This window comes from uncultured Sulfitobacter sp. (assembly GCF_947499945.1).
Taxonomy (GTDB): Bacteria; Pseudomonadota; Alphaproteobacteria; order Rhodobacterales; family Rhodobacteraceae; genus Sulfitobacter.
On record NZ_CANMQD010000001.1, the window covers coordinates 586,478 to 600,129 of the forward strand.

The window sequence follows — 13,652 nt, forward strand, 5'->3', positions numbered from 1 at the left end:
CACCCCCGTAGATATTATACCTCAAAGAACCCGCAAAGCTTACCTAAAGTCAAGGAAAACCGCCATAGTCATGGATTTTCAGTTGAAAATGGCACTGCGCTAGATCGGTAATTTTGGCCAAGAATTGACCCGCTAACTTCGCCCTGTTCCATGCGGCAGCCTGTTGTGTGATTTTCTTTACAGCCTCGGAACTGGTCTTGAGGCAATCATTGTCAGACACAATCGATCTCGTCGTTGCGGTGAAGCAATGTGTCGTGGTTTGGCAAAACCGAACAGCGTGCTTAGGTGTATCCACAATGACGACAGGAAACAGACGCAGTTCTTCAGACAAGTTTAAAGCCCCAGCGGCGCTTGAAGCGCATCGTCAAGATCGCAAAGTGCAAGAGACAGCAGCCAAGCACACCGTTAAGGCTCAAACCGGACCACCGCATCGCCCTCCAAAAACGACTGGAATACTCGGAGGCTTTTCGAGCGTGCCCGCACTTTACCCCGCTCATGGAAATAAATACAAATTGTCGGTAATGAAACAAATCATGTCTGCTCATAGCCGGCTGAGAAGAGCGATTTGTAAATGTTTCATTTTACAACGGCACTGTTAAGCCATTGAATGCAGGCGGTCACTGGCCACGTCACTCTACAAAACTAATCAATAATTTCAATTGAAAATCCGTGTAGAGGAGTTCGATTCTCCTACTCGCCTCCACTTACCTTTGATTTGACATAGATAATGCAACGATAATCGCAGTCTTCGGCGATCATGTTCTTGAGAGACATGCTACACGTCGGGTATGGCGTGGCTGGTCTTGATAAGAATTCTCCCGGAAATCCGATTTACGTTCGCGATTTTTCAAAAGCACTCCAGGCGCGCTCGAAGGTCTCGAAATCAAAACCTGCCTCACGCGCGGGTCCAAGGATCAGCGTTTCTGTCTCCTGCATCTTGTGGATTGCTGCAGCCAAACCTCCAAGCACCTCCATTGGGACTACAACTGCACCGTGACGATCCGCATGAATTAAATCACCCTGCGAAACAGTCATCCCGAAAATTGTGACAGGCGTGCCAATTTCGCGCACATGCACAAAACCGTGGCTTGGCCCGATTGAGCCAGCCACGACGGGGAATCCTGACGCCATGTCCCCCAGATCGCGCATCACTCCGTTGGTGAGCGCACCAGACATGCCGAACCCTTTATGGATAGTAGTGTTCACCTCGCCCCAATAGGCACCGACGGCTTGGGGATAATCCAGATCCTCGACCACTGCCACAGAGGGCGTTGGCCCCTCGGACATCGCCTTGTAATAGGCCATGCGCCGCGCACGAATCACAGCTGGCGCGTCTGTCGGTGGCTCCACGGCAGCAATCTTTGCCGTCACGGCAAAGCCGACAATCGCCCCGCCATCGGGATCAGAACACAACATCGTGCCTCGGGTAAACGCATCAAACCCGCGCCTGCCCTGCGCCACTTCAATGGCATTGCATACTGTCGGTGTATCCGCTGACCGCAGCAGCGCCAACAATGCCTTGTCCAGAACCTTATCCGTCATGCGTCCTCCATCCAGCGAAGCAGTGCCGCCGTGGTTTGTTGTGGTTGCTCAAGGGTCGGCAGATGACCTGCCCCCTCAATGATCTCCAGCACCGAGCTGACCACCAGCTCATGCATCAATTCATGCCGCGCCACTGGGCACAGACGGTCATCACGCCCGCACAGGACCAACGTCGGCACGCACACCCCGCGTAACGTATCGCGTTGGTCTGGCCGCCCGCGCAGGGCCATAGACTGGCGTACAAATACATCCGCGCCAAGGTCCATTGCCATATCCATGCACAGATCAAGGATCGCAGCACGTTGCGGCCCCTCGGTGAGGTAATTCGGCTTCATCTCCTCGCGCATGACTTGTTCAAGCTGCCCTGCCAGTGCCTTCTCCAACTGTGGCCCGCGCCGCACCTGCATTTCAGGCGCTTCAGCCAAAGGGTTGGTATCCATCAACGCCAATTTCGCCACCCGATCAGGCGCTTGGCGCAGCACTTCCATCGCGACAATGCCCCCCATCGACAAACCGCCCAGCGCAAACATTGGCGGCGCATCGGCCAAGATCCCTGCCGCCAGCGCTTCCACCCGATCATGGCCACTCATGTCAGCCACAGTCACGGGCCAATTAGCCGAAAGCGCCTCAACTTGCGGCGCAAACAGCCGCGCATCGCACATCAATCCTGGCAACAGAACCAGAGGCATGATCATGACGCCAGCGCAGCCCCGTCCGCTAATGCCCGCAATTTCGCAAACGCGATATCAGGGTCAACCGCACCGAACCCCGCAAAAGTGCCAAAGCCACAATCGCTGCCCGCGATCACGCGGTCATGGCCCACCAGCGGGGTAAAGCGGTCAATCCGCTGCGCCACCAGTTCTGGATGCTCGACAAAATTGGTCGTGGTATCGACAACACCGGGCACCAGCACCTTACCGTCAGGAATGTCATTCTTGCGGTCGCGGAACACGGTCCACTCGTGGCCGTGACGCGGGTTGGATGTCTCGAACAACACATACCGCGCCTTTGCCGACATCAGCGTGTCAAACATCGTGGCCATCGGCACATCGCACACATGCGGCCCCTCATAATTGCCCCAGCAGATGTGGATGCGCACTTTTTCTTCGGGAATGTCGCTCAGCGCGTGGTTAAGCGCCTCCACATGCATATTGGCGATCTTCACAAACTCCGCATCCGACAGATCGTTGAACAACATATGCCGCGACAACGCCAGATCGGGACAATCCAGTTGCAGATCAAGCCCCGAAGCCACAATCGTCTCGTACTCCGCCTTCATTGCATCCGCCAAAGCGGCCAGATAGGCCTCGCGCGTTTTGTAAAAATCATTCTGCAAAAACAGGCTGATCACACCGGGCGACGCTGCGTTCATAAATCCGCGCGTGGCTCCATGCTCGGCCATACCTGCCTTGAGATTGGCGATATCCTTATCCAACTCACCCTGCCCCTTGGAGCGCACTTCACCCACACACATGGGCCGCGCATATTTTGGCGTCCCGCCCTCTTCGGTCAGCCGCTTCAAATAACCGGGAAACTGCTTGAGGTCCGCAGGCGCATTGCGCGGGCTGTCCCCGTCAAATCCGGTGTAGCGGTCCTTGACGTAGGTGGCATAGCTGATCTTGGACGTCTCGCCGTCCGACACAATCCCAACCCCTGCCACGACCTGCTTGGCCACAGTCTTGGAGACCGCCTTGGTCATCGCCGTATCAAACGCACCCTGAACGTAAGGCGTGTTATTCTCCCGCGCGAAAATGAAATCCACCACTTCCTGAGAGCGCGGCAACGACCCCACATGGGTTGTAAGAACTTTTGACATAGCTGAGACCTCTTATTTGTTTTTAGCACGCAACCCACGATCACATCGCCTTAATCGGAAAGCAGACCATTCGCGCCAAGATACACATCAGCGCCATGCTCTTCTTCCCAAGGCAACACAAAATGCGCAATCAGTTTGGTGTCCGCATCCTGTTGCGCAATTATTAGGTTAACATGAGAAAGCCATTCAGGATCGACCCACCCCGCAGGTGGTGTACCGTCAGCATTCAGGCCGTAGTGCACCCAATTCACTTTATTCACTTCCGACTGATTCAGGGTGTATGATTCGTACCCAACACCTTCAATGAAATCGACAGCATGTCCGCGACAATTCTGCGCTAATGCACCCGCAAGCTCGGACAAACGATCAGAGCCATAAGCGAGAAAGTCATTTACGCGGTCCGCAGCAACCTGTGGCATCGGCGCTTTCGGGTCATGCTCAAGCACCACAAATTCGACAGTAGTCCCAAGCAGCGGAACGAAAATCTCGCCATACCGCTCATTGGGATACGTCTCGTCTGGCACGGTCATGTCGCGAATTTCTTGCGGCGTCATTTCTTATTCTTTCCACGTGGGGCCTGCGCCCTCACCCGTCGCCACAACATGAAACAGCGAGGCCTCTCCCGTCATTGACGGCACCGCACTATGCATCACCCCTTCAGGCACCGACATCGTATCACCAGGGTTGAGCACGGCGCTATGTGTCGCGCCCTCCGCCTGCCACGTCACGTTCCAATGGCCCCGCATCGGCATCAGCACACTTGGCACATCATGCATATGCATATCCGCCGTGGCAGAGCCGCGTGTCACAAGATGCACTTCAAATCCGGGCTTGTCGGGCAGCATCCCGTTCTCGCCAATCACCAGCGCGGGTTTGCGATCCCCAAGAGCGACCATATCCCAATACCGCGCCACATGACGCGGCACCACGTCAGCTGTTGTCGGCTCGGGATAGGCCTTCAACTCATCCTCGGTCAGCACAGGCATGGGCGAGATACCCTCGGGCAAAGTCTGCCCCTTCTTGGTGTCATAAAGCTTGCCGTTACTCCCCAGCATCAGCCCGTGATCCGCTGCATCCTCAATCACTTGCGGCGCCCAAATGACACCGCCGCCAGCATCATCACCGCCCAGCACGGCCATAATCATCCCGTAATCGGTGCCGATATTCTCGAACCCGCGAAAGATGCCTGTGGGGATGTTGATGATATCCCCCTCTTCCAGCACGACCTCACCCGCCGTGCCATAGCGCCCCCAGAAAAACCGCCAGCGGCCCGACAGCACAAAAAACACCTCCGCCGTGCGGTGGGAATGCAGCGAGTTGCGGCACTTAGGCGGCTGCCCTGCGGCCCCGATGTTGAACCCGTGTGGAATACCGATATGCACATGCTGATCTGGGCTCTCCGAGACGCCACCGCCAATAATCGTAAAATTCTCTTTCTGGTCCGATCCAGGCGTATGCGCGTCAATAAACGCAGTCTTACACGGCATCAGCTCACCATAGCGGACAATGCGGGCGTTCATTTGTTCGGGAGTCATAGCGCACCTGTGTGCAAAAGGATCTGCTTCCAGATCGCGGTTTCGTCAAAGATTACGTATTCGCGGCGCAGCTTCGGCTCGGAACCGGTGATCGCGCCGAATTCAGCATGGGAAATGCCCATCACATAAACCTCCGCGCCCGTCGGCTTGCCAAATCCGCCCCAGCCGGAGTGCTTGCCATGCAAGCTCCACCGCACCGCAGCACGTGGCGGCAGGGTAGGATCATCACGGCCAATCACATGGTGGACTTTGAACTCGGCATCGGGGAAGGCCGCGCGCAGCCCCATCCAGAACGTATCTGCATCGCCCCAGCCATGCCCCGTCACACCACCGGGCAATTCCTGCTGGCAACCACGGTCATAGCTGGCAGGGATCGCGGCCATATCCGCACCCATGATCCGCGTCAGCAGATCGGCATAGCGTGCGCCCCACTCGTTATCATTGCCGCGCCCTTTGTAGGGGCCAGGTTTGTCAATTGCGGGCGTAAACGGCTTGACCGCCGCCTCTGGCCCGCCCTCGGTTGCAATCAGATCGCGGGCATATTGCTCGGGGTCCCAGCCCATCTGCCGCACAATCGCACCTTGGTCGCGGATCAGCCATTCATCATTGATTTGGTCGTTGATCGCATGACAGTCGGCAATGATGCGGTAGCCAAGCTTTTTGCCCGTCGCCTTGCCGTAAACCCCGTCGCCCAGATGGGTCGCAGTGGAATAGATACGGTGCGAGGACAGCATCCCCTCCTCAGGCGTGCCGGACCAGATCACGTCCTCCCCCAATAATGTCCGATCAGGAAATTCCGCCAGCGTGGCCATAGTCGCCCCGATGACATTTTCGTTCCCGGTCACCACGGATGAGGGCGAGCGGACCACCAGGTCAGGCGTGTAATAATGGTGCAGCGTGGCAATCCCGCGCTCCTCCCAAATCTCGCGTGTAATCCCCAGAATATAGTCGGGAAAATCCTCGAACTTCTCTGAAAAACCCTTCATTGCGTCCATCCTTCTGGTATTCTGGCCGATCCTCGCAGGATCAAAGGCCCTTCAATTTCAATCTTCTGCGAGGGGCGCGCCGCATCCGTAATCTGCCCCAAAAGCGTGTCCACAGTCGCCTCAACCATACGATTGAGCGGCTGGCGCAAAGTTGTCAGATCATAGGCCGCCCAAGCGGCCAGCGGCACATCATCATAGCCCACAACCGATACGTCTTTCGGCACTGACAGCCCCAACTCCCCGCGCAGCGTGTCCATAACGGCAAACGCCATATGGTCATTGCCCACAAATATCGCGTCGGTCGCGTCGCTTCGCGCCATGAGATCACGGGTGGCCTGCGCCGCAATCTCGCGGTCAAAATGCCCGTCGATCACAGTGACAGGTTCCATGCCACGCGCCGCCAACCCTTCGCAAAATCCACGCGCACGGTCACGGCCCGTCGAGGACCCCTCCCACCCCGCAATATGCGCAATCCGTTTATGCCCGCCAGCAATCAGGAACTCTGCAATCCGTGCGCCACCTGCCACATTGGCAGACGTCACCGAGGATATCCCACCCCCATCCTGCCCACGGTTGAACATCACCACAGGGATGCCCGCATCCGCACAGCGCTGGGTCAGATCGTTGGTCATGCCGACACTGGCCGTGATGATCCCCGCCACCTGATAGTCCATGAGGTCATGCACAACCTTCTCAACCGCGTCCTCGTCATTGGGTGCCATAAACACCAGCACATGATAGCCCTGATCCTGAAGCGCGTTCGACAACCGCTCCAACGCCAGCGGGTAAAACTGGTTGTTCAAATAGGCAACCACCAGCCCGATCATCTTGCTCTTGCCCGTGATCATCGCACGGGCCAGCGGATTGGGACGGTATCCCAAATGCTCGGCCGCCTTGCGCACTTTGATCACTGTCTGCGGTGAGGCCGACGCCCCCGAAAACACACGGCTCACCGCCGACTGGCTGACCCCTGCGCGCCGCGCAACATGCAGTGATGTGACCTTTCCCTCGGGCATCAGTCGGCTGTCCAACCCCCGTCAATAAGCAGGCTGGTCCCCGTCATTAACGCCGATGCATCCGAGGCCAGAAACACAATCGGCCCCATCATATCCTCGATCTCGCCCACACGGCCCAGCTTTATCATGCTCTCGATCCATGCCCGCCGCTCTGGAATGGCCAATGTCTGCTCGGCCAGCGGCGTGCGGATGAACGTCGGGCACAGCGTATTGACGCGGATGCCCTTTGGCCCCCACTCAATCGCCATCGACTTGGTCATCCCTTCCAGCGCGTGTTTCGTGGCGCAATACACCGCACGGTCAATCCCGCCCACATGACCCATCTGCGAGGATATGTTGATAAGGCTGCCGCCCCTGCCCGCCTCGATCAGACCGCGTCCGACATTGCGCGTCAGGAAATAGGCCGCCTTCACATTGAGGTCGGTCACGGCATCATAATCCGCTGGCGTTGTCTCAACCGCAGCCGAATGCCGCGCCAGACCTGCTGAATTCACCAGCACATCAAACGGCCCATGCGCCGCCACAGCCGCCTGCGTCGCGGCAATATCCGTGATATCCAGCTGCAAACTCTGCGCCGACATACCCGCCGCCGTCATCTGCGCCGTCACAGCCTCCAGCGCCACGGCCCCCCGCGCCACCAGCACCACATGCGCCCCCGCCTCTCCCAAGGCGACCGCAGCGGCGAGGCCAATGCCCGAACTGGCCCCCGTCACAAGCGCACGCTTGCCTTCAAGGCGGAAACTCGGTGTCTGTGGCAGGCTCATGAGAACTGTCCTTCTGGCAATGTAATCGGGCCCAGATTGCGGGCCTTGTTAAACTCGCCCATGCGGCCAAAGACATCCACCCCCAGCTGGCGGTAGATATCAATCAGATCAATCAGCACCCAGTTTTCGCGGATCAGCCCGTCTTCCATGCGCCAGAAATCAAGCGACCGCATGAGGATTTCGCGCCCAGCAGGCGCAATCCCCATCCACTCCCCCTCACTTACCGTGAGGCGCATATTGGGCCAACCTGTCTCACAGACATACTCCCCTTGGGCGAACCAATGCGACATCAGATCCCCCATCGCATCCAGCTTGCGATCAGGCATCGCCTTGAGAAACGGTATCTGGTGCCAGTTGCGGAACCCCGCAATCCCGCGCCCCGTGCCAATGCCTGCAGGCCCGTACCAGTTGCTGCGCGGATGCCAGTATGTCTCCAGCTTCATCACCGCAGGATCAGGCTCAGCAGGATGCTTGCACAGGTCTGTCAGCATCGCGATCACATGATCCATCGTGGCGCTGCCATCGCCATCCGCAACCAACCCGTCTTGCGTCATCGGCGCAGGGGTGGCGATGAATTTGCCCAGCTGCGGGGCCAGCGGCCATGCCCGCGCCTGCATCATCACTTCGGGAATGTCCCAGATGATCTGGGCCTGCGTGACCCGTCCGCCTTCAATGCGAAAGAACTCGTGATAGCGCATATGCACCAGATGCCCCGTGGGCGGAATATCCAGCCACGGGCGCAGCATCGTGCCCATGTAATTGCCCATACACCCGACCCAGACCTCGCCCTCGGGTGTGGTATTGGTCAGCGTAATCATATCGCGCCGCTCAAGATCGGGCATCGCCTCAAGCAGGGGCGCATACATCCGCTCAAACACATCCTTGCCAGCAATATCGCCAATCGGCGCACACATATGGATCACCGCATCGGGCGCAATCACGCCCAGCGCGTCGCGCAGACCATCAGCCGTGGCTGTCGCCAGCGCCTTTTGCAGCGGCACCAATGCCGCATGCATCGTCATTCCGCCGCAGTCCCGTAGGCGACATTCTTCCCGCCATAGCGCCGCACGCGCACATTGCACTGCTCCGCATGACCGACAAACCCCTCCAGCATACACAGCCGCGAGCCATATTCGCCCACGGTCGTCGCCGCCTCGTCGCTCGTAATCCGCTGGTAGCTGTGGGTCTTGAGGAATTTCCCCACCCAAAGGCCACCGGTATACCGCCCTGCTTTTTTCGTGGGCAGAGTATGGTTCGTCCCGATCACCTTATCCCCATTGGCCACATTGGTCCGCGGGCCAAGGAACAGCGCCCCGTAGCTGTGCATATGCTCCAAGAACCAGTCATCACGGTCCGTCATCACCTGCACATGCTCATAGGCCATATCGTTGGCAACACTCAGCATTTCCTCATGCGTATCGCAGAGGATCACATCACCATAGTCACGCCAGCTGACCGCAGCCGTCTCCCGCGTGGGCAAAATCTCCAACAAACGGTCAATCTCCGCCAATGTCTCCTCCGCCAACTTGCGGCTGGTGGTGATCAGGCACGAAGGCGAGTTATAGCCATGCTCCGCCTGCCCCAGCAGGTCAGTCGCGCACAGCTCCGCATCGACTGTGTCATCTGCAATCACCATCGTCTCGGTTGGTCCTGCAAAGAGATCAATGCCGACGCGCCCAAACAACTGCCGCTTGGCCTCCGCCACAAAGGCATTGCCGGGTCCGACCAGCATATGCACAGGCTCGATCGTCTCCGTGCCGATCGCCATCGCGCCCACGGCTTGCATCCCGCCCATAACGTAAATCTCATGCGCCCCACCCAGCTGCATCGCGGCCACAATCGCAGGATGCGGCGCACCATTCATCGGCGGGGCGGATGCCACAATGCGCGGCACACCCGCCACAGTCGCCGTCAACACGGACATATGGGCCGAAGCCACCATCGGAAACTTCCCCCCCGGCACATAGCACCCCACCGATTGCACAGGAATATTCTTATGCCCAAGGATCACACCCGGCATCGTCTCGACTTCGATATCGGTCATGCTCGCCCGCTGTGCTTCGGCGAATGTCCTGATCTGGGTCTGGGCAAACTTGATGTCCTCCATGTCCCGCGTGCTGACCTTCTGCATCGCTGCTTCGATCTCGGAGGCACCCAGACGAAAGTTGGCAGGCTCGTATTTGTCAAACTTCGCCGACAACTCACGGATCGCCGCATCGCCCCGCGCCTCGATATCGCCCAGCGTCGCCTCCACCGTCTTGCGCACGGCGGCATCATCCTCCGCACGCTCGGACTCGGGCTTGCCTGATTTCATGTGAGTAATTGTCATGTCAGTCTACCTCAAGAAATTAAAGACGCTCGCCAGTCTGGCGGTCAAACAGGTGGCACATATCGGCGGGGACAGTTGCAGCAAACGCGGCACCAATCTCGGCACGAAAGTCCTTATGCGCTTTGACCGAAACCAACGCACCGCCAGACTTCACTGTGACCATCGTGGCATCGCCCAATAACTCCAGCGAATAGATCGGCGCACTTACCTGCCCCGCCTCCGCAGCCTCCGCATCCTCGGCGCGAAAGCCAAGGGTCGCAGGCCCGTCAGGACCGCTCAGCCCACCAATCTCGACGTTAGGCGCGATAAACACGCCGCCCTTCAACGCCCCTTCGATCAGGTTCATCGCAGGGCTCCCGATAAAGCTGGCGACAAAGGCATTGGCAGGACGGTCATAAATCTCAGTCGGCGTGCCAACCTGCTGCACCACGCCTTTGTTCATCACCACCACACGGTCGGCCAGCGTCATCGCCTCGATCTGGTCGTGGGTCACATAGATCGTCGTGACCTTTAACTCATGGCTCAGGTTCTTGATCTGCGCACGGGTCGAGACGCGCAGCTTTGCGTCCAGATTTGACAGCGGCTCATCCATCAAAAACACATTTGGCTCGCGCACAATCGCGCGGGCCAAAGCAACGCGCTGACGTTGTCCACCCGATAACTCCGCAGGACGGCGATGCAAGAACTCGTCCAGCTCCACCATCGCACTAGCACGACGGACGCGCTCGTCATGCTGATCCTTCGGCACGCCCCGCACCTTGAGTGGAAAGCGGATGTTTTCATAGACATCCATGTTCGGGTAAAGCGCGTAACTCTGGAACACCATCGCTACATCGCGGTCCTTTGGGTCCAGATCATTGACCCGCTTGCCGTCAATCAGGATGTCCCCGCTTGATGCCTCCTCGAGACCCGCGATCATCCGCATGGTCGTCGTCTTGCCACAGCCCGATGGCCCCAAGAGAACCAGAAACTCGCGGTCCGCAATGGTCAGATCGAAATCTGCCACCCCAACAAAGTCCCCCCACTTCTTCGAGATATTCCGGAGTTGAACTTCCGCCATGGCACGGCTCCCTGCATACGTTTGCAAACATTCAATGCAGCATTTTTGAACGCATGCAACTCCTTTTTCTAATAGCTGCATTGATCGGTTAATTATCCAGAAAACACTTGCCTAATGGGCTTGTTTGCGAATTTAATTGCAATCGTATGCAGACGACGCTCGATTCGTCAGATCACCAAACCGGCATAGGTCGGCAACTATAATCAACGGCCTCCCCCGACATAAGGCGGAGCACCGATACGATAGGGATAGAATTTCATGAACATGTTTAAAACAGCAGCTCTGGGTACGGTATTCGCCGTGCTGTCAGGCACCACAGCCATCGCAGGCTGCGGCATCGGCGCGGGCAACGTGTCGATCATCGCAAACGATTTCCCCGCGATCCACGCCATCACCGACGCGGCGAAAGCATGCGCAGATGACGGCCTCACCGTCACCGCAAACATGACCAAAGAGCATCAGACCCTCAACGCCCCTGGCATGAGCGGCAACCCCGCCGAATACAGCGTCGCGGTTGTGGCGAACTCCTCCATCGTGGCTCTGCTCAACGATGGCCTGATCCGTCCGCTGGATGATCTGATCGCACAATACGCACCAGACCTGCCAAACGTGAACAAAGTGACCGTTGACGGCAAAGTCATGGCCGTTGCCTTTATGGCCAATGCCCAGCACCTCTTCTACCGCGCTGACGTTCTGGAGAAGGCAGGCGTCGCCGTGCCTACCACATATGAAGAAGTCGTAGCAGCAGCCGAAGCCATCCGCGCCGCTGGCATCATGGAGCATCCTGTTGCGTTGAACACAGGCGCAGGCTGGAACCTCGCCGAAGAATTCATAAACATGTATATGGGGACGGGCGGTGAATTGTTCGAGGCAGGCAGCGCCGTGCCAACAATCGAGAACGAGAACGGCGTGGCGGCGCTGAACATGCTCAAATCGCTAACAGAATACTCCAACCCCGACTTCCTCACCTTCGATTCCAACGCAACCCAAGCACTTTGGGAAGCGGGCGATACAGCCCTCTCGGTCATGTGGGGTTCACGTGGCGCCGCAGTTCTGGACAACGAAGGCTCCTCCGAAGATGTCGTAAGCTCGACTGTTCTGGCAGCGGCCCCCACACTTGGCGGTGGTGCCACACCTGCAACAACTCTGTGGTGGGACGGCTTCACAATCGCCTCCAACGTATCTGACGAAGATGCAGCAGCCAGCTTTCAGGCGATGATGGTCGGCCTGAGCGAAGACGTGGTCAAAGCAAATCAGGACGCAGCCGTCTGGCTCAACCCTGCCTACGTCGCCACACCTGCCTCCGCTGGTGTAATCGCATCTGCTGAAGCAGGCGCAAACCCCTACCCGATGCTCCCTTACGTGGGCCTGATGCACTCCGCACTGGGTGATAACCTCGCCGAGTTCCTGCAAGGCTCCGAAAGCGCGGAACAGGCGCTTGCCGATGTGGTTGCCGCCTATACCACTTCCGCGAAAGAGCAAGGCTTCTTGCAGTAAACCAATCAGTTAGGGGGCGGCGCTTATGTCGCCCCCAGCCACCTACCGCCTCCCCAAATTGACAGGTCGAAGCTGATGCCCCATCGCACGTTTTTCTGGTTCATCCTGCCTTCCGCCCTTGCGATGCTCCTGTTCATCGCCTTCCCGCTTGTCTCCGTGATCGTGCAATCGCTTCACGTCGAGCATGAACAAATCCTCGTCACTTCTGAGAACTGCGGCCCCTTCGGCTGCAAGCAAAGCACTTCTGTTGATGTCGAAGCCACCGCCAAACTGAAAGACGCCGCCCCCCTTGGCCGTTTCAATAGCCTAGGCACCTACATGGACCGCGGCCACCTCGCCACTGCCGAGATATCCCAAGCTTGGTCCACCACCGACAGCTGGCGCGCGTTCTTTTCCCGCGTCATGAACCTGCCCTTCTACAAAGCGCTCGCTTTCACCCTCGCCTATACCGCCGTCGTCACGCCGCTAGTGATCCTCTTCGGGCTGGCAGTTGCCTTGGGCGTAAACGGCCTGCCCAAACTGGTGAAAGGGCCAACAATCTTCATATCGCTCCTGCCTATGATCGTGACGCCACTCATCGGCTCGCTGATCCTCTATTGGATGATCGACGCAGACGGCATCTTGGGCAAAGGGCTGCAATATATCTTCGACGATCCTGCCCTCTCGCTCAAAGCATCGCCCCTGCTGACATGGCTCACGCTCTTTACCTACGGCGTCTGGCACGGCATCCCCTTCGCCTTTGTTGTCTTCTACGCGGGTCTGCAAACCGTGCCCGAAGAAACCCTTGAGGCCGCCATGATCGACGGGGCAAGCCGTTGGGAGCGTATCCGCTATGTCGTGATCCCCTACATGGGGCCGCTCTTTGTCTTTGTCGCTCTCATCCAGTTGATGGATAACTTCCGCGTGTTCGAGCCGATCATCGGCTTCTCCGCACAGGCCAATGCCTCTTCGCTCTCCACTGAGATCTACGGCGATCTTTTGGGCGACAATGCTCAATATGCCTCCGCTGCCGCAACCTCCATGCTCACCGTGATCGGTGTGGCGATCCTCCTGACGCCCGTGCTGATCCGCACATGGCGCGACTTTAACCGCAAGGCGGTGTAACCC

At 58.0% G+C, this 13,652-nt stretch carries 13 protein-coding genes; 2 read left to right on the top strand and 11 right to left on the bottom strand.

The window, feature by feature from the left end:
- Positions 1-831: 831 nt before the first annotated feature.
- Genes Q0775_RS02730 through Q0775_RS02780 form a run of 11 tightly spaced genes read right to left on the bottom strand, consistent with a single transcriptional unit; the run spans position 832 to position 11,048 of the window.
- Complete coding sequence (locus tag Q0775_RS02730; protein WP_298859913.1) at positions 832-1,527, bottom strand: RraA family protein; 696 nt, start codon at positions 1,525-1,527, stop codon at positions 832-834.
- Positions 1,528-1,538: 11 nt separating this feature from the next.
- Positions 1,539-2,237, bottom strand: a complete 699-nt coding sequence (locus Q0775_RS02735) for an alpha/beta hydrolase (RefSeq protein ID WP_298857788.1) — start codon at positions 2,235-2,237, stop codon at positions 1,539-1,541.
- Entirely contained in the window at positions 2,234-3,358 is a 1,125-nt protein-coding gene (locus tag Q0775_RS02740) for a cobalamin-independent methionine synthase II family protein (protein ID WP_298857789.1), read from the bottom strand. The genes Q0775_RS02735 and Q0775_RS02740 overlap by 4 nt, the downstream gene beginning before the upstream one ends.
- Before the next feature lie 50 nt (positions 3,359-3,408).
- Complete coding sequence (locus tag Q0775_RS02745) at positions 3,409-3,912, bottom strand: hypothetical protein (RefSeq protein ID WP_298857790.1); 504 nt, start codon at positions 3,910-3,912, stop codon at positions 3,409-3,411.
- 3 nt (positions 3,913-3,915) lie between these two features.
- Positions 3,916-4,893 (bottom strand): cupin domain-containing protein, encoded by a 978-nt coding sequence (locus Q0775_RS02750; protein WP_298857791.1) that lies wholly within the window; start codon positions 4,891-4,893, stop codon positions 3,916-3,918.
- Positions 4,890-5,879, bottom strand: a complete 990-nt coding sequence (locus tag Q0775_RS02755) for a nuclear transport factor 2 family protein (RefSeq protein WP_298857792.1) — start codon at positions 5,877-5,879, stop codon at positions 4,890-4,892. The genes Q0775_RS02750 and Q0775_RS02755 overlap by 4 nt, the downstream gene beginning before the upstream one ends.
- The gene (locus Q0775_RS02760; RefSeq protein WP_298857793.1) at positions 5,876-6,895 is read right to left on the bottom strand and encodes a LacI family DNA-binding transcriptional regulator; all 1,020 of its coding nucleotides are present in this window, start codon (positions 6,893-6,895) and stop codon (positions 5,876-5,878) included. The genes Q0775_RS02755 and Q0775_RS02760 overlap by 4 nt, the downstream gene beginning before the upstream one ends.
- Positions 6,895-7,659: an SDR family oxidoreductase gene (locus Q0775_RS02765; protein ID WP_298857794.1), complete on the bottom strand. Its 765-nt coding sequence runs from the start codon at positions 7,657-7,659 to the stop codon at positions 6,895-6,897. Before Q0775_RS02765 ends, Q0775_RS02760 begins: the two co-directional genes overlap by 1 nt.
- Complete coding sequence (locus Q0775_RS02770) at positions 7,656-8,681, bottom strand: ester cyclase (RefSeq protein WP_298857795.1); 1,026 nt, start codon at positions 8,679-8,681, stop codon at positions 7,656-7,658. Before Q0775_RS02770 ends, Q0775_RS02765 begins: the two co-directional genes overlap by 4 nt.
- Entirely contained in the window at positions 8,678-9,988 is a 1,311-nt protein-coding gene (gene hisD, locus Q0775_RS02775; protein WP_298857796.1) for a histidinol dehydrogenase, read from the bottom strand. The genes Q0775_RS02770 and hisD overlap by 4 nt, the downstream gene beginning before the upstream one ends.
- 19 nt (positions 9,989-10,007) lie before the next feature.
- The gene (locus Q0775_RS02780) at positions 10,008-11,048 is read right to left on the bottom strand and encodes an ABC transporter ATP-binding protein (RefSeq protein ID WP_298857797.1); all 1,041 of its coding nucleotides are present in this window, start codon (positions 11,046-11,048) and stop codon (positions 10,008-10,010) included.
- A 258-nt stretch (positions 11,049-11,306) separates the two neighbouring features.
- Here Q0775_RS02780 and Q0775_RS02785 point away from each other — a divergent pair, with 258 nt between their 5' ends.
- Positions 11,307-12,545, top strand: a complete 1,239-nt coding sequence (locus Q0775_RS02785; RefSeq protein WP_298857799.1) for an extracellular solute-binding protein — start codon at positions 11,307-11,309, stop codon at positions 12,543-12,545.
- Between the two features lie 75 nt (positions 12,546-12,620).
- On the top strand, positions 12,621-13,649 hold the full coding sequence (locus Q0775_RS02790) for a sugar ABC transporter permease (RefSeq protein WP_298857800.1): 1,029 nt from the start codon (positions 12,621-12,623) through the stop codon (positions 13,647-13,649).
- Positions 13,650-13,652 lie beyond the last annotated feature (3 nt).

What these genes read in the sequence shown, in the direction of transcription:
- Q0775_RS02735 (WP_298857788.1), bottom strand. Translation starts at nt 2,237, where the DNA reads ATGATCATGCCTCTGGTTCTGTTGCCAGGATTGATGTGCGATGCGCGG.
- Q0775_RS02760 (WP_298857793.1), bottom strand. Translation starts at nt 6,895, where the DNA reads ATGCCCGAGGGAAAGGTCACATCACTGCATGTTGCGCGGCGCGCAGGG.
- hisD (WP_298857796.1), bottom strand. Translation starts at nt 9,988, where the DNA reads ATGACAATTACTCACATGAAATCAGGCAAGCCCGAGTCCGAGCGTGCG.
- Q0775_RS02755 (WP_298857792.1), bottom strand. Translation starts at nt 5,879, where the DNA reads ATGAAGGGTTTTTCAGAGAAGTTCGAGGATTTTCCCGACTATATTCTG.
- Q0775_RS02780 (WP_298857797.1), bottom strand. Translation starts at nt 11,048, where the DNA reads ATGGCGGAAGTTCAACTCCGGAATATCTCGAAGAAGTGGGGGGACTTT.
- Q0775_RS02740 (WP_298857789.1), bottom strand. Translation starts at nt 3,358, where the DNA reads ATGTCAAAAGTTCTTACAACCCATGTGGGGTCGTTGCCGCGCTCTCAG.
- Q0775_RS02785 (WP_298857799.1), top strand. Translation starts at nt 11,307, where the DNA reads ATGAACATGTTTAAAACAGCAGCTCTGGGTACGGTATTCGCCGTGCTG.
- Q0775_RS02770 (WP_298857795.1), bottom strand. Translation starts at nt 8,681, where the DNA reads ATGACGATGCATGCGGCATTGGTGCCGCTGCAAAAGGCGCTGGCGACA.
- Q0775_RS02745 (WP_298857790.1), bottom strand. Translation starts at nt 3,912, where the DNA reads ATGACGCCGCAAGAAATTCGCGACATGACCGTGCCAGACGAGACGTAT.
- Q0775_RS02790 (WP_298857800.1), top strand. Translation starts at nt 12,621, where the DNA reads ATGCCCCATCGCACGTTTTTCTGGTTCATCCTGCCTTCCGCCCTTGCG.
- Q0775_RS02750 (WP_298857791.1), bottom strand. Translation starts at nt 4,893, where the DNA reads ATGACTCCCGAACAAATGAACGCCCGCATTGTCCGCTATGGTGAGCTG.
- Q0775_RS02765 (WP_298857794.1), bottom strand. Translation starts at nt 7,659, where the DNA reads ATGAGCCTGCCACAGACACCGAGTTTCCGCCTTGAAGGCAAGCGTGCG.